Origin of the sequence: Streptomyces sp. NBC_01261 (assembly GCF_036226385.1) — a bacterium.
In the GTDB taxonomy this organism is placed as follows: domain Bacteria; phylum Actinomycetota; class Actinomycetes; order Streptomycetales; family Streptomycetaceae; genus Streptomyces.
In genome coordinates, this window is the sequence record NZ_CP108463.1 from 8,390,829 (window position 1) to 8,413,194 (window position 22,366).

A 22,366-nucleotide genomic window follows, 5' to 3' on the forward strand; every position below is an offset into this window, starting at 1 on the left:
GCGGCGGTCGAGCGGGACTCGCCTTTCGGCTCGAATGCGAGGGTAGGCTAACCTAACCTCGTGTTGGTCGACAGTCCCCCAGAACAGCGCGCGGAGACCGCCCCCGCGCCCCCAACCCGCCGGGCGATACGTGTCCTTGGGCTCTTCGCCTCCGTGGCGCTCCTGGTCGTCGTGGCCCTGGCGAGCATCGCGATCGGCGCGAAATCGCTGCCGTTGGGGGATGTGTGGCACGGCCTGTTCCATGACTCGGGGACGTACGCGGACGTCGTGGTCGGCGACCGGATCTCCCGTACGGTCCTCGGGCTGCTCGCCGGTGCCGCGCTCGGCCTCTCCGGCGCCGTCCTCCAGGCGCTCACCCGCAACCCCCTCGCGGACCCCGGCCTGCTCGGCATCAACGCCGGCGCCTCGGCCGCGGTCGTCACCGCGATCACCTACTTCGGTGTCACCTCGCTGAGCGGCTACGTCTGGTTCGCCTTCGCGGGCGCGGCCGTGGTCGGCGCGCTGGTCTGGTTCCTGGGCGGCAGCCGGGGCGCAACTCCCGTGCGACTCGCGCTCGCCGGTACCGCGATCAGCGCCGCGCTCTACGGCTATCTCCAGGCCGTCATGATCATGGACGACGCGGCGCTCTCCAAGATGCGCTTCTGGACGGTCGGTTCACTGGCCTCGGCCAGCGGCTCGACGATCACGCAGGTCGCCCCGTTCTTCGTGGTCGGCACGGTGACCTCCCTGCTGCTCGCCCGGCCGCTGAACGCGGTCGCGATGGGCGACGACACCGCCCGCGCCCTCGGCGCCAACCTCAACCGCACCCGGGCGCTCGCCATGCTCTCCGCGACCGTGCTGTGCGGCGCGGCGACCGCGGCCTGCGGCCCGATCGTGTTCGTCGGCCTGATGGTGCCGCACGTGGTGCGCTCCTTCACCGGCCCCGACCTGCGCTGGATCCTGCCGTACGCCACGATCCTGTCGCCCGTGCTGCTGCTCGGGGCCGATGTCCTGGGCCGGTTGATCGCGCGGCCCGCGGAGCTCCAGGTCGGCATCGTCACCGCGGTCATCGGCGGTCCGGTCTTCATCTATCTCGTGCGGCGCCGAAGGACGACTCAGCTGTGAATCCCTCTTCTACGACGGCGCAGGACGCCCCGGTTGCGGAGGCCGCCCCGACTCGGGCGCTCCGTACGCGGGCTGTCCGGACCGGTGGCCTCTCCGTCCGCCTCGACCCCCGCGCCTTCACGGTCGTCGTCCTTCTGCTGGTCTGCGCGCTCGCCGCGAGTGTGGTGCTGATCGGTACCGGGGACTTCCCGATCTCCGCCGGGGACGTGCTCAAGACGCTGTTCGGGGGCGGTGACGCGGGTCAGGAGTTCATCGTCAACGAGCTGCGGCTGCCGCGCGTCCTCGTCGGCCTCCTCGTCGGTGCCTCGCTCGGGCTCGGCGGTGCGCTGTTCCAGTCCATCTCCCGTAATCCGCTGGGCAGTCCGGATGTGCTCGGCCTCTCACAGGGGTCGACGGCCGGGGCACTCGTCGTCATCGTGCTGTTCTCCGGCAGCGCGACCGCCGTCACCCTCGGGGCCCTTGTCGGCGGCCTGGTCACCGGGGTCGCGATCTATCTGCTCGCCTGGAAGCAGGGGGTGCACGGGTACCGGCTCGTCCTGGTCGGCATCGGCGTCTCCGCCGTCGTCACCGCGGTCAACGGCTATCTGCTCACCAAGGCCGACCTCGTCGACGCGGCCCGCGCGGTCGTCTGGATGACCGGTTCCCTCAACGGCCGTGACTGGACCCAGGTCTGGCCGCTCCTCGCGCTGTGCGCCGTACTCCTGCCGCTCGTCCTCGCCAACGCGCGCGGGCTGCGGATGATGGAGATGGGCGACGACGTGTCGTACGCCCTCGGGGTGCGCGTCGAGCGCGTACGGCTGCTGCTGATGGTGGCCGCCGTGCTGCTCACCTCGGCCGCGACCGCCGCCGCCGGACCCGTCGGCTTCGTGGCCCTTACGGCACCGCAGCTCGCCCGGCGCCTGACCCGCTCGCCGGGGCCGAACCTGGTGCCCTCGCTGTGCATGGGCGCCACCCTCCTGGTCACCGCCGACTGGGCGTCCCAACGAGCGTTCGGCGCCGACCAGTTGCCCGTGGGCGTGGTCACCGGAGTCCTCGGCGGGGTCTACCTGCTGTGGCTCCTGGTCACCGAGCGCAAGGCGGGCCGGATATGAGCAACCGGAGCGACCGGACCAACAAGCGCGGCCTCAGCAGCGGGCTGAACAATCGAAGGAGCACCGTGAACCGCCTGTCCGCCGAGAACGTCACCCTCGCCTACGACCAGCGCGTCATCGCACGCGAGTTGTCGGTGGAGATACCCGACAACTCCTTCACGGTGATCGTCGGCCCGAACGCGTGCGGCAAGTCCACGCTGCTGCGGGCCCTGTCGCGGATGCTGAAGCCGAACGAGGGCCGGGTGCTGCTCGACGGGCAGGTCATCCAGTCGATGCCGGCGAAGAAGGTCGCGCGCACTCTGGGCCTGCTCCCGCAGTCGTCCATCGCGCCCGACGGGATCACCGTCGGCGACCTCGTGGGCCGCGGCCGGTACCCGCACCAGGGCATCCTGCGCCAGTGGTCCACCGAGGACGAGCGGGTCGTGCAGGAGTCGATGGCGCAGACCGGTGTCGCCGAGCTGGCCGATCGCTATGTCGACGAACTCTCCGGCGGGCAGCGGCAGCGCGTGTGGATCGCGATGGCCCTCGCCCAGCAGACGCCCCTGCTGCTGCTCGACGAGCCGACCACCTACCTGGACATCCAGCACCAGATCGACGTCCTCGACCTCTGCGCCGAACTGCACGAGGAGCAGGGCCGCACGCTGGTCGCGGTGCTGCACGACCTCAACCACGCGGCCCGGTACGCCACCCACCTCATCGCGCTGCGGGAGGGCGCGGTCATCGCGGCGGGCGCCCCGGGCGACATCGTGACGGCCGAGCTGGTCGAGAAGGTCTTCGGGCTGCGCTGCCAGGTCATCGACGACCCGGAGACGGGAACGCCACTGGTGGTGCCGGCCGCGCGCAAGGCACGCGCGCGTGCGGAAGCCACGGCGGGGGCAGGGGCCGCGGCGGTGGCTACAGAAGTTTCCTGAGGCGGAACAGGTCGAACACGTTGGCGTCCAGCTTCACCCGGCCCGAGCCCCAGGCCTTCGCGAAGTTCAGGCCGCCGTCGACCATGGCGACCAGGTCGTCGCCGGCCATGGTCAGCCTGATCTGGGCCTTCTCCGCCGGAAGGCCCTGCACGGTCTCGTCCACCACGATGCGGCCGCCGGTGAGCCGGCCGACGAACGTGACGTCGAGGTCGGTGATCCGGCAGCTGACCGAACGGTCCATGGCCGCGGCGGCGCGGACATTCCCATCGGCCTTCTGCATGTTGTCCGAGAGCTTTTCGAGTGCGACGCGGCACTCTTCGATCGTTGCCATCGTGATCGACGGTACCCCAGCCCTTCGCGGTAGCGTCTGGGCATGAGCGACTCATTGCCCGAGGCCGAGGCCGGGGCTGTAGAGGAGGGCCTTCCGGAGGTCGTTCCGGAGGCGGAGCCCACGTACGACCCCGCCGCCCCCGCGCCCCTGAACGTGGACCGTACGCCGAGCGGCAACGCCGACGTCGACGCCCGGCTCGGGCGGCTGGCCGACACCGACCACCTCGCCACGGACGGGCATGTCGAGGTGTACGAGGATGTACACCGGGGGCTGCGCGACGCGCTCACCGCGCTCGACGCCCGCCCGGGACCTCCGGCGCCCCCATCGACGTACGACCGCAGGAGCTGAACCGAACGTGGCAGGAGTGGCACGCCGACGTCTCGACGCCGAGCTGGTCCGACGGAAGCTCGCGCGGTCGCGGGAGCACGCGAGCCAGTTGATCGCGGCCGGCCGGGTCACCGTCGGCAAGACCGTCGCGACCAAGCCCGCCACCCAGGTGGAGACCGCGGCCGCCATCGTGGTCGTCCAGGACGACGGCGACCCCGACTACGTCTCGCGGGGCGGCCACAAGCTCGCGGGCGCGCTGGAGGTCTTCGTGCCGCGGGGGCTCGTGGTCGAGGGACGGCGGGCGCTGGACGCCGGCGCGTCCACCGGAGGCTTCACCGATGTGCTGCTGCGCGCGGGTGCCACGCAGGTCGTGGCGGTCGACGTCGGGTACGGACAGCTCGCGTGGTCTCTCCAGAGCGATGAACGCGTCACCGTCAAGGACCGTACGAACGTACGCGAGTTGACGCTTGAAGCGATTGATGGGGAGCCTGTGGATCTAGTCGTGGGGGATCTGTCCTTCATCCCGCTCGGGCTGGTGCTGCCCGCCCTGGCGCGGTGCACGAAGCCGGACGCGGACCTGGTGATGATGGTCAAGCCGCAGTTCGAGGTGGGGAAGGAACGGCTGGGGAGCGGTGGTGTCGTACGCAGCCCCGAACTCCGGGCCGAAGCCGTGCGCGGTGTCGCCCGGCGGGCCGCGGAACTGGGGCTCGGGGTGGAGGGCGTGACCGCCAGCCCGCTGCCCGGGCCCTCCGGGAATGTCGAGTACTTTCTGTGGCTGCGGGCCGGCGCACCCGAACTGGACCCGGCCGATGTTGACCGTGCAGTGGCGGAGGGGCCGCGTTGACTCAGAACCGAGCTCGTACTGTTTTCCTGCTCGCGCACACGGGTCGGCCTGCGGCCATCCGGAGCGCGGAGCTGGTCGTCAAGGGGCTGCTCCAGTCCGGTATCGGAGTGCGCGTCCTGGAGTACGAGGCACGCGACCTGCCGCTGCCCGACGAGGTGGAGACGGTCACCGAGGCCACCCCGCAGTGCCTTGAGGGCTGCGAGCTGCTCATCGTCCTCGGCGGCGACGGCACGCTGCTGCGCGGCGCGGAGTTCGCGCGGGCGTCCGGGGTGCCGATGCTCGGCGTCAACCTCGGCAGCGTGGGATTCCTCGCGGAGGCGGAGCGGGACGATCTCGACAAGGTCGTGGACCGGGTGGTCACCCGGGCGTACGAGGTCGAGGAGCGGATGACCGTCGATGTCGTCGTGCACAAGAACGGCAACATCGTGCACACGGACTGGGCGCTGAACGAGGCGGCGGTGCAGAAGGCCGGCGCCGAGAAGCTGCTTGAGGTCGTGCTGGAGATCGATGGGCGCCCGGTGACGGGGTTCGGGTGCGATGGGATTGTTTGTGCGACGCCCACCGGGTCTACCGCGTACGCCTTCTCCGCCGGTGGGCCTGTGGTGTGGCCTGAGGTCGAGGCGTTGCTGATGGTGCCGATCAGCGCGCACGCGTTGTTCGCCAAGCCCTTGGTCACCTCGCCGGATTCTGTGCTGGCGGTGGAGGTGTTGCCGCACATCCCCCCGGGGGTCCTGTGGTGTGACGGGCGGCGGACCGTTGAACTGCCTGCCGGGGCACGGGTCGAGGTGCGACGGGGGGCTGTGCCTGTGCGGCTGGCTCGGCTGCACCATGCGTCGTTCACGGATCGGCTTGTCGCGAAGTTCGCTCTGCCTGTTTCGGGGTGGCGGGGGGCTCCTCATTAGCTGCGGCTGAGTAGGGGTTGAGCGCGCAGTTCCCCGCGCCTCTTCGGGGCGCTTCCCTCGCGTGGGTGACAGGGTGCCTCGCGCTTCTCCCGCCCTACCTCGTAAGGTCTTCACCGTGCTGGAAGAGATGCGGATACGGTCGCTCGGAGTCATCGACGACGCTGTTGTCGAGTTGTCGCCGGGGTTCACCGCTGTCACGGGTGAGACCGGTGCGGGCAAGACCATGGTCGTCACCAGCCTCGGGCTGTTGCTCGGGGGGCGGGCGGACCCGGCGCTGGTGCGGATCGGGGCGAAGAACGCGGTCGTGGAGGGGCGGATCTCCGTTCCTCCCGGCGGCTCCGCCGTGCTCCGCGCCGAGGAGGCCGGTGCCGAGCTGGAGGACGGGACGCTGCTCATCAGCCGTACCGTTTCCGCCGAAGGGCGCTCCCGGGCGCACCTGGGCGGGCGGTCCGTGCCGGTGGGGGTGCTCGCGGAACTGGCCGACGAGCTGGTCGCCGTGCACGGGCAGACCGACCAGCAGGGGCTGCTGAAGCAGTCCCGGCAGCGGCAGGCGCTCGACCGGTACGCCGGGGACGCCGTCACCGGGCCGCTCACGAAGTACGCGGAGGCGTATCGGCGGCTGCGCGCGGTCGCCGTCGAGCTGGACGAGATCACCACGCGTGCGCGTGAACGGGCTCAGGAAGCCGACATGCTGCGCTACGGCCTCGACGAGATCGCGGGCGTCGAGCCGCGCCCTGGTGAGGACGTCGAACTCGCCGCCGAGGCCGAACGGCTCGGCCACGCCGAGGCGTTGGCGTCCGCCGCCACGGCCGCTCACGCCGCGCTCGCCGGTAATCCAGAGGACCCCGAGGGCATCGACGCGGCGACCCTCGTCGCGGGTGCGCAGCGGGCCCTGGAGACCGTACGGTCGCACGACTCCGAACTGGCCTCGCTCACCGACCGGATCGGTGAGATCGGCATCCTTCTGGGCGATGTGGCGGGGGAGTTGGCGGGTTACGCCGACGACCTGGACGCCGACCCGCTGCGGCTGGCCGCCGTCGAGGAACGCCGGGCCGCCCTCAACGCACTCACCCGGAAGTACGGCGAGAACATCACCGCGGTGCTCGCGTACGCAGAGCAGGGTGCCTCCCGGCTCACCGAACTCGACGGCGACGACGAGCGCATCGACGAACTGACCGTCGAGCGGGACGCCCTGCGGGGTGAACTGGGCGGCCTCGCCCAGGCGTTGACCGACGCGCGTACGGAGGCCGCCGAGCGGTTCGCCGCGGCGGTGACCGCGGAGTTGGCTTCCCTGGCGATGCCGCACGCGCGTGTGTCGTTCGAGATCCGCCAGACCGAGGATCCGGAGGGCGTCGAGGTCGGCGGTCGTACGGTCGCCTACGGCCCCTCGGGCGTCGACGAGGTCGAACTGCTCCTCGCCCCGCACCCGGGGGCTCCGCCGCGGCCCATCGCCAAGGGCGCGTCCGGCGGTGAACTGTCGCGCGTGATGCTCGCCGTGGAGGTCGTGTTCGCCGGGACCGACCCCGTCCCGACCTACCTCTTCGACGAGGTCGACGCGGGCGTCGGCGGCAAGGCGGCGGTCGAGATCGGGCGCCGCCTCGCGAAGCTCGCAAAGACCGCACAGGTCGTCGTCGTGACGCACCTGCCTCAGGTGGCGGCCTTCGCCGACCGGCAGTTGCTGGTGGAGAAGACCAACGACGGCTCCGTCACCCGCTCCGGCGTGAAGGTCCTCGAAGGCGAGGACCGTGTCCGGGAGTTGTCCCGGATGCTGGCCGGCCAGGAGGACTCGGAGACGGCGCGGGCACATGCGGAGGAGTTGCTGGCGACGGCTCGGGCGGACGGCTGACGGGACGTTCTGTCGGGGTGGTGGCCGTCTCGCGCTCCGCTGTGAAGGTCCTCGAAGGCGAGGACCGTGTCCGGGAGTTGGACCGGCCGGGAAGGCTCGGGCTGACGGGCTGCTCTGCAGGGGGTGCCTAGTGCTGGGTTCGCGGTGCTTGCGGCGGGCGCGTGCGGTGTTGCCGGACGATGCTCGGCGCGGCCGTCGTCGCCAGGAACGGGCGGACGGGGCTGGTGGCGCATGCCGCTGCGGTGGTGGCCGCGGCGGTCTACGGAGACCGGGTGAGTGCGCGGGCGCTGTGAGTGGGGGGGAGTTGAGCTGGGGGCGGGCTTGCGCGGTTTGTGAGGGCACCCTTTCGGGCGTGGCCGCTTCGCCTCCAGCGCGGCCGAGCGGACGCGCCCCTGCCGACCTGAGTGAGACACCCCACCCCGACGTGAGCCCCCAGCCCACCCAACCCCCGACCTCACCAACCCCGCCCCGCCTCACCCACCACAGAACCCCCCGCCCCCTCACTCGTACGGGTGAACCCCGCGCCCCTGTTGCCCTTCCGCACAGCCTCCACACCTTCCGGCGTTGCCGGAACACCCGTACGTGCTGGCATCCTTGAGATGGAACGCGTAGGAAGCGTGCGGTACACCCCCTCCGCCCGATCCTTCTGTACTTTCTTCGTGACCGCCCGTCGCCGAACCAGGAGCCCCGGCCACGTGACCCCCGTGAGCAGCCACTCACCGCACGGCCAGTCGCCGCTGCGCACCGTGCAGGTGCTCGGCGGAGGCAATGCCGCCAGTAGCGCGCATGTGCGCTCCCTGGCCTCCGGGCTCGTCGCGCGGGGCGTGCGGGTCACGGTGTGCGCCCCCGTCGAGTCCGATCACACCTACGACTTCACGGGCGCCGGTGCCGAACACGTGCACGTGCCCCGCAGCAGCGACCCGGCATCCGTCGCCGTGCTGCGAGCGGCCTGCGCGGACGCCGACCTGGTCCACGCGCACGGCCTGCACGCCTCCTTCCGCGCCGTCCTCGCCCTCAGTGGCCGCCGCACCCCGCTCGTCGTCACGTGGCACAACCGGGCCCACGCCGAAGGCGCGCGGGCGCACCTGCTGCGGCTGCTGGAGCGGCGGGTCGTGAAGGCCGCCGTGGTCGTCCTCGGCACCACGTCCGATCTGGTCGACCGGGCCCGACGGAGCGGTGCCCGGGACGCCCGCCTCGCCGCCGTCGCGCTGCCGGGGCCGCGCCGGGCCGCCGTGGACCACGAAGACCCCGATCGGCTGAGCCCCAAGCTCCGGGCCGAACTCGGCGCCACCGCCCGCCCGTTGCTCGTCGCCGTCGGCTCCCTCGACCGGCAGCGGGGCTACGACACACTCCTGGACGCCTCGCGCGGCTGGTGCCGCCTCGATCCGACACCGTTGCTCGTGATCGCGGGGGAGGGGCCGCTGCGGGGCGAGTTGCAGCGCCGGATCGAGGACGAGGAGCTGCCGGTCCGGCTCATCGGGCGGCGCGACGACGTGAGCGAACTCCTCGCCGCCGCCGATGTCGCCCTCCTGCCCAGCAGTTGGGAGTCCCGCTCGGTGATCGCCCAGGAGGCCCTGCACGCCGGCGTGCCGCTCGTCGCGACCGCCGTCGGCGGCATCCCCGAACTCGTCGGCGACGCCGCCGAACTCGTGCCGTACGGCGACGCGAAGTCCCTCGCCGACGCGGTCACCGGCCTGCTGCGCGACCCCGAACGCCGGGAACTGCTCCGGGAGAAGGGCACCCGGCAGGCGGCCACTTGGCCGACCGAGGACGAGACTGTCGCCCAAGTGCTGAGTGTCTACGACGAGTTGACCCAGCCGCTGCCGTTGACCTGAGTGCGGACCCTTATGGGGCGAGCCTGCGGGCCCGCAGCGCCAGGCTCAACGCCAGTACCGTCTGCGGGTCTTCGAGGTCCGTGCCGAGCAACTCCCCGATGCGGGCAAGCCTGTTGTAGAGGGTCTGCCGGTTGAGGTGGAGCTCGCGGGCCGTCTCCGCCTTGCGGCCCGCGTGGGCCAAGTACGTTTCCAGGGTGGGCAGTAGCGGGGGCTTGGAACGGTTGTCGTGGTCGCGGAGCGGGCCGATCGCGCGGTCCACGAAGGCCGCGAGGTCCGGGTGGTCGCGGAGGCGCCACAGCAGCAGCTCGATGTCCAGGCGCCGGGCGTCGTACCAGGGTTGGTCGGTCAGGCCCTGTGCCGCGGTCGCCGTCTCGGCCGCGTGCCGTAGACCCGCCGATGCCGCCGCCCAGCCGCCGGCCACGCCGACGACCACGATCGGGGGCTGTGCGCCCGGGCGTTGCATCCCGGCCCGTTCAACTCCCGCGCGCAGCGCCGCCGCTACCCGGTCCGCGACCGCCGACCGTTCCGACTCCGAGCGCAGGCCGAGCAGGAGCGGGACGCGGCCCTCGACCGGTCGTACGCCCAGCAGGACCGGGACGCCCACCGAGGCCAGTTCCTCGGCGACCGCGCGGGCCAGGACCGCCCAGCCGCCGCCGGGGGCGGCCAGGGCGTCGCCCAGCCGCATGACCACGGGCAGCAGCGGGCTGGTGCCGGGCTTGAAGCCCAGTACGCGGGCCTGTGCCGGGGCGTCCTCGGCAGCGATGCGGCCCTCGGCGAGGTCGGTGAGGAAGTCGCCGCGTCCGCGTGCCGCCAGCTCCTCCTCCTGGCGGGCCTGCATCAGGACCACGGCGAGGATGTCGGCGGCCCGTTCGGCGGCGATGCGGTGCACGGGGGCCAGGGGAGCGCGGACCGGGAGGAGGACGATCCGCGCCCGCACCGAACCCGTACCGGGACCACCGCCCGGCACGTCCACCACCACCGAACCGGCGGGCGGCGACGCGTCCTTGTGCTGGCCGCGCAGCCCCTCCCAGACCTGGAGCGGGTCGGCGCCCTCGGGGCCCGACCCCGCCGCGTAGAGGAGTTGGCCGTCCGGGGTCTCCAGGAAGACCGGGTTGCCGCTGAAGTCGGCCAGGATGCCGAGGACTTGGGGGATTCCGCCGCCGCCGAGCAGGGCCTCGGTGCAGCGGCGATGGACCTCCTCGGCCTGCTGGAGCAGCGCGTAGTGGCCGTTGACGATCTCGGTGTGGATCTCCTCGGTGACCGCGACGAACGGCACCTCGCGGTGCAGCTGGACGAGGGGGAGTCCGGTCGCGCGGGCCGTCTCGACCAGGGTGGCGGGGAGACGGTCGAAGCGCGGGCCGAGTTCGACGACCAGAGCCGCGATGCCGCGCTCGGCGAGGGTGCGGACGAAAGCGCGTTGTTCCGCCGGGCGCGTGCCGAGGCCGTAGCCCGTGGTCAGGAGGAGTTCGCCGCCCTTGAGGAGGGAGGCGATGTTCGGGACCTCGCCCGCGTGCACCCACCGGACGGTCCGCTGCAGCCGGTCGGCGCCCGCCAGGATCTCCGGCAGCCCGCTGCGCAGTCCGGGCAGCTCCAGCGCCCGCTGAACGGTGATGCCGGCGCCCTGGCTGTCGAATGTGCTGTCCGTACGGCTGTCCATGCAGCGGACGGTACCTGCGGAAACGCCCCGGGCACATCTCGGGCCCGGGGCGTGCGCTCGGCGGCGGTGTCCAGTTCCTCCGCCGCGGCGGTGTGTCAGCTCTGGGCGGTGTCGTCGCCCGCCTGCTCGGCGCCCTCGGCCGCGCGGGCCTTCTCGCGCATCTTGCGTACCAGCTCCGCCTTCTGGTCGGCCGCGCTCTGGCGGTCGAGGTTGCGGTGCGGACCGTGGTTCTGCCGTTCGGCGCGGGACTGCTTCTTGCGCTGGCCGCCGCCCATGCCCACGGGGTTGTTGATGTTCTTGCTCACGGTCACGGGTTCTCCCGGTGGTGATGTGAAGTGATCTACGGATTCATCGCAAGAACACGACAAGGACGTTACCCGGTTCCGTCGGCTCCGTGGACCAATCTGTTCGCCGCCGCGGGCGTCGTGTCCGGCCAGGTGCCCCGCTCCGACAGGTGGAGAACGAGGGCGGCGATGTTCCAGGCATCGTCCTCGCCGCGATGGTGCCGGCCTTCGAGCCGCAGCCCGGCGATCTCCAGTGCCTGCGCCATGCCGGGGCGTTTGCGCAGGCCGTATGCCTCGGTGAAGGCCGCTTTGGCGTTGGTGTGGTGCCTGCCGAACGGGTAGGGCGTGCGGGTGTGCCGGCACTGCAGGGTGAACTGATTGCGGTCGTAGTCGCCCCAACTGGCCCACGGGCGGGACCCGGTGTGGTGGTCGGCCGCCAGCAGCCGGCACGCCTCGGCGAAGCCGACCCCTCCGTCCACCTCGTGCTGGGTGAGGCCGGTCAGCTCCGTGCAGAACTCGCTGACCGTGGACCGGACAGGCCGCACCAGGATCCGATGCCGGGCGCGGCGCTCCGCGGTGGCCAGGTCGACGACGGTCAGCCCGATCTCGATGATCTCGCTGGCCGCGTTCGGCGGTCGGCCGCGGTCCCAGCAGGTGGCCTCGACGTCCACGACGTTCAGGAGCCGCCCGGCCCCGGTGCTGTCCATGCTGTCCATGGCGGGAAGGGTAGGGACGAGCGGCGGCCGGGGCACCTGGATTTTCCCGTTGCGGTACGGATGCGGTGGTGCCGCCCTCCCCGGGCACGACTCGGGCCCGGGGAGCGGGGAGGGCTCGGCGGGTGTCAGCCGCCGTAGGCCCCCGAAGCCGTCAGGCGCAGGGCCGTGTCGATCAGGGGGACGTGGCTGAAGGCCTGCGGGAAGTTGCCGACCTGGCGTTGCAGGCGCGGGTCCCACTCCTCGGCGAGGAGGCCCAGGTCGTTGCGGAGCGACAGGAGCTTCTCGAAGAGCTTGCGGGCCTCGTCCACGCGGCCGATCATCGCGAGGTCGTCCGCCATCCAGAACGAGCACGCGAGGAACGCGCCCTCGTCGCCGGGGAGGCCGTCCACGCCCTCGTCGGTGCCCGAGGTCGGGTAGCGCAGGATGAAGCCGTCCGGGGTGGACAGCTCGCGCTGGATCGCCTCGATGGTGCCGATCACGCGCTTGTCGTCCGGGGGCAGGAAGCCCATCTGCGGGATGAGGAGCAGCGAGGCGTCCAGTTCCTTCGATCCGTACGACTGCGTGAAGGTGTTGCGCTCCTTGTCGTAGCCGCGCTCGCACACGTCCCGGTGGATGTCGTCGCGCAGCTCGCGCCACTTCTCCAGCGGGCCGTCCGCGTCGCCCGACTCGATCAGCTTGATCGTGCGGTCGACCGCGACCCAGGCCATCACCTTCGAGTGCACGAAGTGGCGGCGCGGGCCGCGCACCTCCCAGATGCCCTCGTCGGGCTCGTCCCAGTGCTTCTCCAGGTAGCGGATCAGCTTGAGTTGGAGGAGGGAGGCGTAGTCGTTGCGGGCCAGGCCCGTCATGTGGGCCAGGTGCAGGGCCTCGGTGACCTCGCCGTAGACGTCCAGCTGGAGCTGGTGCGCCGCGCCGTTGCCCACCCGGACCGGGCCCGAGTTCTCGTAGCCCGGCAGCCAGTCCAGCTCCGCCTCGCCGAGCTCGCGCTCGCCGGCGATGCCGTACATGATCTGCAGGTTCTCCGGGTCGCCTGCGACGGCCCGCAGGAGCCACTCGCGCCAGGCGCGGGCCTCCTCGCGGTAGCCGGTGCGCAGGAGCGAGGAGAGGGTGATGGCCGCGTCGCGGAGCCAGGTGTAGCGGTAGTCCCAGTTGCGGACGCCGCCGATCTCCTCCGGGAGGGAGGTGGTGGGCGCGGCGACGATGCCGCCGGTCGGGGCGTACGTGAGGGCCTTGAGCGTGATCAGGGAGCGGACGACGGCCTCGCGGTACGGGCCGTGGTACGTGCACTGGTCGACCCAGTCGCGCCAGAACTCCTCAGTCGCCACCAGCGACTGCTCCGGCTCGGGGAGCGCCGGCGGCTGCTTGTGCGAGGGCTCCCACGAGATGGTGAACGCGATGCGGTCACCCGGCGCGACGGTGAAGTCGGCGTATGTCGTGAGCCGCTTGCCGTAGGTCTCGGCCGATGTGTCGAACCACACGGAGTCGGGGCCCGCGACGGCGACCGTGCGGCCCTCGTGCTTGTGCACCCAGGGGACGACCCGGCCGTAGGAGAAACGCATCCGGAGGGCCGAGCGCATCGGGACGCGGCCGGAGATGCCCTCCACGATGCGGATCAGCTGGGGGGCGCCGTCGCGAGGGGGCATGAAATCGGTCACGCGGACCGTGCCTCGCGGGGTGTCCCACTCGGATTCCAGGATGAGCGAGTCGCCGCGGTAGCCGCGCCGGGCCGCCATGGGCGGCGGCGTGTCGGAGGCGTGGGCCGGGCCCAGCCGCCAGAAGCCGTGTTCCTCGGTTCCCAGTAGACCGGCGAAGATGGCATGGGAGTCGAATCGGGGCAGGCAGAGCCAGTCCACCGTGCCGTCCCGGCAGACCAGGGCAGCGGTCTGCATGTCTCCGATGAGTGCGTAATCTTCGATGCGCCCGGCCACGTGCAACTCCAGTCGAACGGCCACGTCGCCCCATGGAAAAGGGGCGGTCGCTGTGTGCGGTCAAGGGATCGTTTGTAGTGCGTCGTTGAGCCATGAAGCAAATGGGGGTCGTTGCCCAACGGACTGACGAGCTCTCGTTGTTCCGGGAGATACGGGCGGGGGTGGTGCCGTGTTCCGGACCGGCTCGGCAGCGAGTGTCCGAGCAGGATACGACGCACGTAGATGATCTGTGTGCCGCTCTCGCCAACGGACCTGGGCCGAACGGGTGAGCACCTGGTGAGAAGCAGGTAACCGGGGCGCGTCTGTGTCGACGGGAGGCGTGTTCATGCCGATGCGGGTCGCATCCGTGTCGAGGCGGGCGCGGAGCGTGGCCGGAAGCCATCCCCTCCGGGCGCTGATACCCTGGTAGCCCGTGGACCGGTGGGCAAGAAACCCCCGAACCGCAGCGACGGCGCCTCCAGAAAAACCCGGGTTCTCCGGGCGGGCAGCCGCACCGCACCCCAGACCGCGACCACGGGAGCCCCCTCTTGGCCATGCCGCCCGCTGCTTTCCGAAACAGCAACACCACGACGACCAAGCACATCTTCGTCACCGGGGGTGTCGCCTCCTCACTCGGCAAGGGCCTCACCGCCTCCAGCCTCGGCATGCTCCTCAAGGCGCGGGGCCTGCGCGTCGTGATGCAGAAGCTCGACCCGTACCTGAACGTCGACCCCGGCACGATGAACCCCTTCCAGCACGGTGAGGTGTTCGTCACCAACGACGGTGCCGAGACCGACCTCGACATCGGCCACTACGAGCGCTTCCTCGACCGCGACCTGGACGGCAGCGCCAACGTCACCACCGGCCAGGTCTACTCGACGGTGATCGCCAAGGAGCGGCGCGGCGAGTACCTGGGCGACACCGTGCAGGTCATCCCGCACATCACCAACGAGATCAAGCACCGCATCCGGCGCATGGCGACCGACGAGGTCGACGTCGTCATCACCGAGGTCGGCGGCACGGTCGGCGACATCGAGTCGCTGCCCTTCCTGGAGACGGTCCGCCAGGTCCGCCACGAGGTCGGCCGCGACAACGTGTTCGTCGTCCACATCTCGCTCCTGCCCTACATCGGCCCCTCGGGCGAGCTGAAGACCAAGCCGACCCAGCACTCGGTCGCGGCCCTGCGCAACATCGGCATCCAGCCCGACGCCATCGTGCTGCGCTCCGACCGCGAGGTGCCGACCGCGATCAAGCGCAAGATCTCGCTGATGTGCGACGTCGACGAGGCCGCCGTGGTGGCCTGCCCCGACGCCCGCTCGATCTACGACATCCCGAAGACCGTGCACACCGAGGGCCTGGACGCCTATGTCGTCCGCAAGCTGGACCTCCCGTTCCGCGATGTGGACTGGACGACCTGGGACGACCTGCTCGACCGGGTCCACAACCCGCTGCACGAGATCAACCTCGCGCTGGTCGGCAAGTACATCGACCTGCCCGACGCCTACCTCTCGGTCACCGAGGCACTGCGCGCCGGCGGGTTCGCCAACAAGGCCCGCGTGAAGATCAAGTGGGTCACCTCGGACGACTGCAGGACCCCGGCGGGCGCCGCCAAGCAGCTCGGTGACGTGGACGCGATCTGCATCCCCGGCGGCTTCGGCGACCGCGGTGTCTCCGGCAAGGTCGGCGCCATCCAGTACGCCCGCGAGCACAAGATCCCGCTGCTCGGCCTCTGCCTGGGCCTTCAGTGCATCGTGATCGAGGCCGCGCGCAACCTGGCCGGCATCGCGGACGCCAACTCCACCGAGTTCGACCCGGCCACCGGCCACCCGGTCATCTCCACCATGGCCGAGCAGCTCGACATCGTCGCCGGCGAGGGCGACATGGGCGGCACCATGCGCCTGGGCATGTACCCGGCCAAGCTCGCCGAGGGCTCCATCGTGCGCGAGGTCTACGACGACAAGGAGTACGTCGAGGAGCGCCACCGTCACCGCTACGAGGTGAACAACGCCTACCGCGCCGAGCTGGAGAAGAAGGCCGGTCTGCAGTTCTCCGGCACGTCCCCGGACGGCAAGCTCGTGGAGTACGTGGAGTACCCGCGCGAGGTCCACCCCTACCTCGTCGCGACCCAGGCCCACCCCGAGCTGCGCTCCCGTCCGACCCGGCCGCACCCGCTCTTCGCGGGCCTGGTCAAGGCGGCTGTGGAACGCAAGACGGGCAAGTAGTACGAAGGTTGTACGGTGACCGGGGTGCGCGCCTTCAAAAGGTGTGCACCCCGGCCGTTTTTACGTGACGTCCGTGAACGTGTGGTTCGGGTACGTGTTCCGTGTACGTGTGGAGGGACAGCGCATGACGATCAAGGACACCCCGGAGGAGTGGGAGATCCGGGCGACCGTGACCCCCTTCGTCGGCAACAAGACCTCCGTGCGCACCGACGACGTGGTCATGCCCGGCGGCGCGGTCGTGCACCGCGACTACCAGGTCCACCCCGGCTCCGTGGCCGTCCTCGCCCTCGACGAGGCGGACCGGGTCCTGGTCATCAAGCAGTACCGCCACCCCGTACGGCAGAAGCTGTGGGAGATCCCGGCCGGACTGCTCGACATCCCGGGCGAGAACCCGCTGCACGCCGCCCAGCGCGAGCTGTACGAGGAGGCGCACGTCAAGGCCGAGGACTGGCGGGTGCTGACCGACGTCTACACCACGCCCGGCGGCTGCGACGAGGCCATCCGCATCTTCCTGGCCCGCGATCTGTCCGAGGCCGACGGGCAGCGCTTCGAGGTCGAGGACGAGGAGGCCGACATGGAGCACGCGCGTGTGCCCCTCGACGACCTGGTCCGCGGGGTCCTCGCCGGCGAGCTGCACAACAACTGCCTCGCCGTCGGCGTCCTCTCCCTGGTCGCCGCCCGGCACGGCGACGGCGTCGACGCGCTGCGCCCCGCCGAGGCGCCGTGGCCCGCGCGTCCCTTCGAGTCCTGAACCCGGCCTCGCCCACGCATCAAGCACGCCTCGCCCCCGCGTCATCCTTTCCGCCTCTTTCGGCGTCTTCCGGTGTGACGATCGGCTGATCCGATCGGGGGACGTGCCCGCCGCGCTCCGCACGGTTCGTCGCAGAGCGTGAACTAGGCTCTGGAATCACCCGATCCGGAGTCCCGGCGGGCTATGCGCGTGCAGTGGGACGGGAGTGTGGCCCGTGACGGATCAGGCGGTGGACACCGGCGGCGTGAGGCTGTCCGAGGACACTACTCCCGAGGGCCAATTCCTGGGCCGCGCAAGAGAGTTGAAGGAGCTGCGCGCCGACATCGAGCGCGCGGGCCTGGACACCATCGCCGGCCGCAAGGCCCCCCGCGCGCGGGTCCTCCTCATCGCGGGCAAGCCCGGCTCCGGCCGCAGCGCGCTGGCCGAGGAACTCGTCCGACAGGTCGCTGACCGTTACGACGCCGGTGTGTTCCGCGCGCGGCTCAGCGAGCCCGACGGCACCCCCGTCCCCACCGAGCGCACCGCCCGCGAACTCCTCACCGCCCTGGAGCTGCCGACCCCGGCCGGCGCCTCCGAGGACGACCTCTCGGACATCCTGCGCGCGGCCCTCACCGGCCGCCGGGCGCTGCTCCTGCTGGACGACGCGGCCGACGCCGAGCAGGTCGACGCGCTGCTGCCGGACTCCCCGGACTGCCTGGTCGTCGCCGTCTCCGGCGGCCCGCTCACCGGCATCGCCGACGTCCGCCCGTGCACCCTGGGCGGCCTCGACACCAAGTCCGCACTGGAACTCCTCACCCGCTACACCGGCGCGGTCCGCATCACCGTCGACCCGGTCGCCGCCGAGGGCCTCGTCGAGGTGTGCCGGTACCAGCCCGCCGCGCTGACCCTGGCCGGCGGCTGGCTCGCCGCCCGTCCGCAGGCGGCCGTGGCCGACCTCGCCAAGCACCTGCACGCCGAGAGCGACGAGGGCGCGCCCCTGAACCGCGTCTTCCGGCTCGTCTACGGCTCGCTGCCCAGCCCCGCCGCCCGGATACTGCGACTGCTCTCCCTCGCCCCGGCCGGCCTGGTCGACCCGCAGACCGCGTCCGCGCTCGCCGGCTGCTCCGTCGGCGGCGCCCGCACCACCCTGGACGACTTCGTCGCGGCCGGCCTGCTGCGGGCCCTGGACTCCCCGCTGCCGCAGTACGAGGTTCCCGGCTGCCTCCAGCCCCTCCTGCACGCCCTCGCCGAGGCCCAGGACCGCCCGGCCGAACTCCAGCTGGCCCGCGCCCGCATGTTGGAGCGGACCGTACGGCTGCTCCAGTCCTGCCGTGCCATCACCGAGACGGACAGCCCCCAGGCCCGCGAGAAACTCCTCGGCACGCCCAGCGCGCTGCGCTTCCCGACCCCCCGGGCCGCCGCCGACTGGCTCCGCGTCCGCCGGCCCGCCCTGCTCGCCTCCGCCCGCCTCGCGGTCGCCGACGGCGAACTCGACACGCTGGCCCGCCGGTTGATGTCCCAGCTGGTGCGCGCGATGGTCGCCCACGTCGGCACCCAGGCCGCCGCCCCCGAGCTCTACGGCATCCACCGCCTCGTCCTCGACGTGGCCGAGCGGCGCAACCTGCCCCGCGAGCAGGCCGCCGCGCTGCTGAACCTCGCCGATCTGGACGCGCAGACCGGCCGGACGACCGAGGCACTGGCCCGCTACCGGGCCGCGCTGGACGCCGGACGCGAGGCGAACGACCCGTATGCGACCGGCCGCGCGATGGAATCCGTAGGCGGCGCGCACCAGGAGCTGGGGGACCACGACCGGGCCGCCGACTGGTTCGGCCGCGCGCTCGCCCAGCGGCAGGCCCGGGACGAGCGCGTGGACGCCGCCCGGCTCTACGGTCGGATCGGCGCCGCGCACACGTACGCGGGCCGCTACGGCGAGGCGCTCAGGAACTGGCGGGCCGCCGTCGCCGGGCACCGCAAGAACGGTGATGTGGCCGCCCAAGCACGGGCGTTGAGCGAGTTGGCCCGGGTCCAGGAGTACGCGGGCCGCCCCGAGGAATCGCTCGCCACCTGCCACGAGGCCGTCGAGTGGGCGCGCCGCGCCGAGGACGTACGGCTGCAGGCGGCACTGCAGCTGCGGCTGGCCGACACCCTCGAAAGGCTCGGCGACCCGGCGTCCGCCGCGCTGCACCGCGGGACGGCCGAGCGGATGCTGGGCGAGGAGCTTCTGGAGGGCGATTCCGCCCCCGAATCCCTGGAATCAGCCTCCGAACCGCTGGAACAAGACGCTAACGCCTGCGAAATCCGTAGTGCATCCGCAGAAGATTGATGCATTGAAAGGCTAGACACCGAGAACGCCTTCATTAGACTGGCTCTGCCGCACCTTCTCCTGCGGTCTCCTGGTGTGCTGTGTCATGCCCAGGTATGAGATGTATTGCCCCACACCCTCTGAGCCAAGGACCGTGATCGACGTGAAGGTCGGCATCCCCCGCGAGGTCAAGAACAACGAGTTCCGGGTGGCCATCACCCCCGCCGGCGTGCACGAGCTGGTGCGCCACGGCCACCAGGTCTTCATCGAGCAGAACGCCGGCGCCGGCTCCTCGATCACGGACGACGAGTACGTCTCGGCCGGTGCCCGGATCCTGGCCACCGCCGACGAGGTGTGGGCCACCACCGACCTGCTGCTCAAGGTCAAGGAGCCCATCGCCGAGGAGTACCACCGCCTCCGCAAGGACCAGACGCTCTTCACGTACCTGCACCTCGCCGCCTCGAAGGAGTGCACCGACGCGCTCGTCGAGTCCGGCACCACGGCCATCGCCTACGAGACCGTCGAACTGCCCGGCCGCGCCCTGCCGTTGCTCGCCCCGATGTCCGAGGTCGCGGGCCGGCTGGCCCCGCAGGTCGGCGCCTACCACCTCATGCGCTCGGTCGGCGGTCGCGGTGTCCTCCCCGGCGGTGTCCCCGGCACCCAGCCCGCGCGCGCCGTCGTCATCGGCGGCGGTGTCTCCGGCTGGAACGCCACGCAGATCGCCGTCGGCATGGGCTTCCACGTCACGCTGCTCGACCGCGACATCAACAAGCTCCGCGAGGCCGACAAGGTCTTCGGCACCAAGGTCCGGGCGATCATGTCCAACGCCTTCGAGCTGGAGAAGGCCGTCCTGGACGCCGACCTCGTCATCGGCGCGGTGCTCATCCCGGGTGCCAAGGCCCCGAAGCTCGTCACCAACGAACTCGTGTCGCGCATGAAGCCCGGAAGTGTTCTTGTCGACATCGCGATCGACCAGGGCGGCTGCTTCGAGGACTCGCGCCCGACGACCCACGCCGAGCCGACCTTCCCGGTCCACAACTCGGTCTTCTACTGCGTCGCCAACATGCCCGGCGCGGTGCCCAACACGTCGACCTACGCGCTCACCAACGCCACGCTTCCGTACATCGTGGAACTCGCGAACCGCGGCTGGGCCGACGCGCTGCGACGTGATCCTGCTCTCGCCAGGGGTCTCAACACCCATGACGGCAAGGTGATTTACCGCGAGGTCGCCGAGGCGCACGGACTGGAGCACGTCGAGCTGGAATCGCTGCTCGGCTGACTCTGTCGACTAAGTCACCGTTCAGTAAAAGGCGATACGTCAACACAGGTCGTCAACACCGCACGCCCGGCCGGACCTTGCCCGACAAGGTCCGGCCGGGTGTGTGTATGGTCACTTTGCGGCACTCGGCCAACTCGCCCCGAACGTAACCCTTGAGCCGATTCGTGCACCGGTGAAACCTGCCGTGCGACTGCCGTACGCCCTTGACAGAGGGATGTTTCATTGCCGACACATCGGGCCGGGTAAGGCGGATTGTGTTGCTGCGAACACCCGACACGCCATAGAGTCGCCAACCGTCGGCATGGTGCCACGCTGACCTATCGAGAAATTCCCTGGTCACCAAGGAGGTAAGACGACTTGTGAATGAGTCGACATTTTCTCCCGGGGGTGGTCAACCAGGAACGGCTGCAAGGGGCCAGGAGCCCGCGGGGTTCGAGGCTGTCGGCTCCGTCGCGGTGCGAACCTTCGCAGCCCACCAGGGTCACCAGCAGCCAGGGGTGACCCAGCCAGCACACCAGAGCATGGATGGCCATCACGTGAACGCCATGGCCGGCGATGGAAGGGGCACGCCCCGCAACCAGTTCGCCGACTACGACGAACTGCCCGACGGGCACTTCTACGACCCCGACGCCGAGTACGAGCCCGATCCCGAGTACGCGGCCACGCTCGCGCCCGACGCGGCCCGCCAGCGCCGTGAGCGCGTGGGCCCGACCGGACGCCCGCTGCCCTACTTCCCGATCCCGGGTCCGCTGACCAGCCACGGCCCCGCGACGATCGTCGCGATGTGCAACCAGAAGGGCGGCGTCGGCAAGACCACGTCGACCATCAACCTGGGTGCCGCGCTCGCGGAGTACGGCCGGCGTGTACTGCTCGTCGACTTCGACCCGCAGGGCGCGCTGTCGGTCGGACTGGGCGTCAATCCCATGGAGTTGGACCTCACCGTCTACAACCTGCTCATGGAGCGGGGCATGTCGGCCGACGAGGTGCTTCTCAAGACAGCTGTCCCGAACATGGACTTGCTGCCCAGCAACATCGACTTGTCGGCCGCCGAAGTGCAGTTGGTGAGCGAGGTCGCGCGCGAGTCCACCCTGCAGCGGGCGTTGAAGCCGCTGATGGCCGACTACGACTACATCGTGATCGACTGTCAGCCCTCCCTCGGCCTGCTCACCGTGAACGCCCTGACGGCCGCTCACAAGGTGATCGTGCCGCTGGAGTGCGAGTTCTTCGCGCTGCGCGGAGTCGCGCTGCTGACGGAGACCATCGAGAAGGTCCAGGAGCGCCTCAACCCCGAGTTGGAGCTCGACGGGATCCTCGCCACGATGTACGACTCCCGCACCGTGCACAGCCGTGAGGTCCTCGCCCGCGTGGTCGAGGCGTTCGACGAACACGTCTACCACACGGTCATCGGGCGCACGGTGCGCTTCCCGGAGACCACGGTCGCCGGTGAGCCGATCACCACGTACGCCTCCAACTCCGTCGGTGCCGCCGCCTATCGCCAGCTCGCCAGGGAGGTGCTCGCCCGGTGTCACGCCGAGTGAGTCTGCCGGGGGCCGACGAACTGTTCCGTACGACGGGGGGGATGGCGCTTCAGTCGTCCACCCCCAGGAGCCGGGCCAACGGCGAGGCCCGGGTACCGGCTCCGGCGGGGGAGAGCGACGGTGCCGCCGCCGGGGAGGACGCCCCGCAGTCCGTACCCGCCCAGGGCGGTGACGGAGAGGGCGCCGAGCACGTGGCGGCGGACTCGGACGGCGGTGAGTCCCGCAGCCGCTCCGCGGACGGCTCAGGACGGCGTCAGGAGGTGCAGGAAGGTTCTGCCCAGCCTCGGAAGCAGCGTCAGCGGGCGCAGGCCCAGCGTCGGCCCAGCGGGCGCGAGCGGCACGACGAGAAGATCACCGTGTACGTCTCCGCAGAGGAACTCATCGACCTGGAGCACGCGCGCCTGATGCTCCGGGGCGAGCACGGCCTCGCTGTCGACCGCGGCCGGATCGTCCGCGAGGCGGTCGCCGTCGTCCTGGCCGATCTGGAGTCCCGCGGAGACGCGAGCATTCTCGTACGTCGGCTTCGCGGGCGGTAGCGGT

At 71.1% G+C, this 22,366-nt stretch carries 19 protein-coding genes; 14 read left to right on the forward strand and 5 right to left on the reverse strand.

Translation table 11 applies throughout. The features are described from left to right. The first annotated feature begins 60 nt into the window (after positions 1 to 60). The 3 genes from OG226_RS37455 to OG226_RS37465 are packed head-to-tail and all read left to right on the forward strand — an operon-like array spanning position 61 to position 3,106. Positions 61 to 1,104: a FecCD family ABC transporter permease gene (locus tag OG226_RS37455; protein WP_329351327.1), complete on the forward strand. Its 1,044-nt coding sequence runs from the start codon at positions 61 to 63 to the stop codon at positions 1,102 to 1,104. Continuing rightward, entirely contained in the window at positions 1,101 to 2,195 is a 1,095-nt protein-coding gene (locus tag OG226_RS37460; protein WP_329351329.1) for a FecCD family ABC transporter permease, read from the forward strand. Before OG226_RS37455 ends, OG226_RS37460 begins: the two co-directional genes overlap by 4 nt. Then, positions 2,192 to 3,106 (forward strand): ABC transporter ATP-binding protein, encoded by a 915-nt coding sequence (locus OG226_RS37465; protein WP_329351331.1) that lies wholly within the window; start codon positions 2,192 to 2,194, stop codon positions 3,104 to 3,106. The genes OG226_RS37460 and OG226_RS37465 overlap by 4 nt, the downstream gene beginning before the upstream one ends. Here OG226_RS37465 and OG226_RS37470 read toward each other — a convergent pair. Beyond that, on the reverse strand, positions 3,090 to 3,437 hold the full coding sequence (locus tag OG226_RS37470) for an SCP2 sterol-binding domain-containing protein (protein ID WP_328684210.1): 348 nt from the start codon (positions 3,435 to 3,437) through the stop codon (positions 3,090 to 3,092). The genes OG226_RS37465 and OG226_RS37470 overlap by 17 nt on opposite strands. A 42-nt stretch (positions 3,438 to 3,479) precedes the next feature. On the opposite strand from OG226_RS37470, the gene OG226_RS37475 reads away from it, so the two are divergent. The 5 genes from OG226_RS37475 to OG226_RS37495 all read left to right on the forward strand — a co-directional run bounded on the left by OG226_RS37475 (position 3,480) and on the right by OG226_RS37495 (position 9,191). After that, complete coding sequence (locus OG226_RS37475) at positions 3,480 to 3,785, forward strand: hypothetical protein (RefSeq protein WP_328684211.1); 306 nt, start codon at positions 3,480 to 3,482, stop codon at positions 3,783 to 3,785. 7 nt (positions 3,786 to 3,792) lie between these two features. Next, positions 3,793 to 4,608, forward strand: coding sequence for a TlyA family RNA methyltransferase (locus OG226_RS37480; RefSeq protein WP_328684212.1), 816 nt, complete (start codon positions 3,793 to 3,795; stop codon positions 4,606 to 4,608). Next, entirely contained in the window at positions 4,605 to 5,510 is a 906-nt protein-coding gene (locus OG226_RS37485; RefSeq protein ID WP_026179466.1) for an NAD kinase, read from the forward strand. The genes OG226_RS37480 and OG226_RS37485 overlap by 4 nt, the downstream gene beginning before the upstream one ends. A gap of 127 nt (positions 5,511 to 5,637) precedes the next feature. Then, positions 5,638 to 7,356, forward strand: a complete 1,719-nt coding sequence (recN, locus tag OG226_RS37490) for a DNA repair protein RecN (protein WP_329353631.1) — start codon at positions 5,638 to 5,640, stop codon at positions 7,354 to 7,356. A gap of 695 nt (positions 7,357 to 8,051) precedes the next feature. Continuing rightward, entirely contained in the window at positions 8,052 to 9,191 is a 1,140-nt protein-coding gene (locus tag OG226_RS37495; protein WP_329351334.1) for a glycosyltransferase family 4 protein, read from the forward strand. Positions 9,192 to 9,201: 10 nt separating this feature from the next. On the opposite strand, the gene OG226_RS37500 is transcribed toward OG226_RS37495, so the two are convergent. From OG226_RS37500 to OG226_RS37515, 4 genes are all read right to left on the reverse strand, one after another. Further along, a complete protein-coding gene (locus OG226_RS37500; protein WP_328684214.1) occupies positions 9,202 to 10,848 on the reverse strand; it encodes a PucR family transcriptional regulator in 1,647 nt (548 codons plus the stop codon). A gap of 95 nt (positions 10,849 to 10,943) precedes the next feature. Further along, positions 10,944 to 11,159, reverse strand: coding sequence for a DUF6243 family protein (locus tag OG226_RS37505; protein WP_328684215.1), 216 nt, complete (start codon positions 11,157 to 11,159; stop codon positions 10,944 to 10,946). 62 nt (positions 11,160 to 11,221) lie between these two features. Further along, positions 11,222 to 11,839, reverse strand: coding sequence for a 3'-5' exonuclease (locus OG226_RS37510; RefSeq protein WP_329353633.1), 618 nt, complete (start codon positions 11,837 to 11,839; stop codon positions 11,222 to 11,224). Positions 11,840 to 11,973: 134 nt separating this feature from the next. Next, positions 11,974 to 13,776: a glycoside hydrolase family 15 protein gene (locus OG226_RS37515; RefSeq protein ID WP_328684216.1), complete on the reverse strand. Its 1,803-nt coding sequence runs from the start codon at positions 13,774 to 13,776 to the stop codon at positions 11,974 to 11,976. A 533-nt stretch (positions 13,777 to 14,309) separates the two neighbouring features. Here OG226_RS37515 and OG226_RS37520 point away from each other — a divergent pair. From OG226_RS37520 to OG226_RS37545, 6 genes are all read left to right on the forward strand, one after another. Further along, positions 14,310 to 15,977, forward strand: coding sequence for a CTP synthase (locus OG226_RS37520; protein WP_328684217.1), 1,668 nt, complete (start codon positions 14,310 to 14,312; stop codon positions 15,975 to 15,977). Between the two features lie 124 nt (positions 15,978 to 16,101). Continuing rightward, entirely contained in the window at positions 16,102 to 16,728 is a 627-nt protein-coding gene (locus tag OG226_RS37525) for an NUDIX hydrolase (protein WP_328684218.1), read from the forward strand. Positions 16,729 to 16,942: 214 nt separating this feature from the next. Next, a complete protein-coding gene (locus OG226_RS37530) occupies positions 16,943 to 19,030 on the forward strand; it encodes a tetratricopeptide repeat protein (protein WP_329351337.1) in 2,088 nt (695 codons plus the stop codon). A gap of 142 nt (positions 19,031 to 19,172) precedes the next feature. After that, a complete protein-coding gene (gene ald, locus OG226_RS37535) occupies positions 19,173 to 20,288 on the forward strand; it encodes an alanine dehydrogenase (protein ID WP_329353635.1) in 1,116 nt (371 codons plus the stop codon). Between the two features lie 359 nt (positions 20,289 to 20,647). Continuing rightward, the gene (locus tag OG226_RS37540) at positions 20,648 to 21,826 is read left to right on the forward strand and encodes a ParA family protein (protein WP_328684220.1); all 1,179 of its coding nucleotides are present in this window, start codon (positions 20,648 to 20,650) and stop codon (positions 21,824 to 21,826) included. After that, entirely contained in the window at positions 21,811 to 22,362 is a 552-nt protein-coding gene (locus OG226_RS37545) for a hypothetical protein (RefSeq protein WP_328684221.1), read from the forward strand. The genes OG226_RS37540 and OG226_RS37545 overlap by 16 nt, the downstream gene beginning before the upstream one ends. The last annotated feature ends 4 nt before the right edge of the window (positions 22,363 to 22,366 follow it).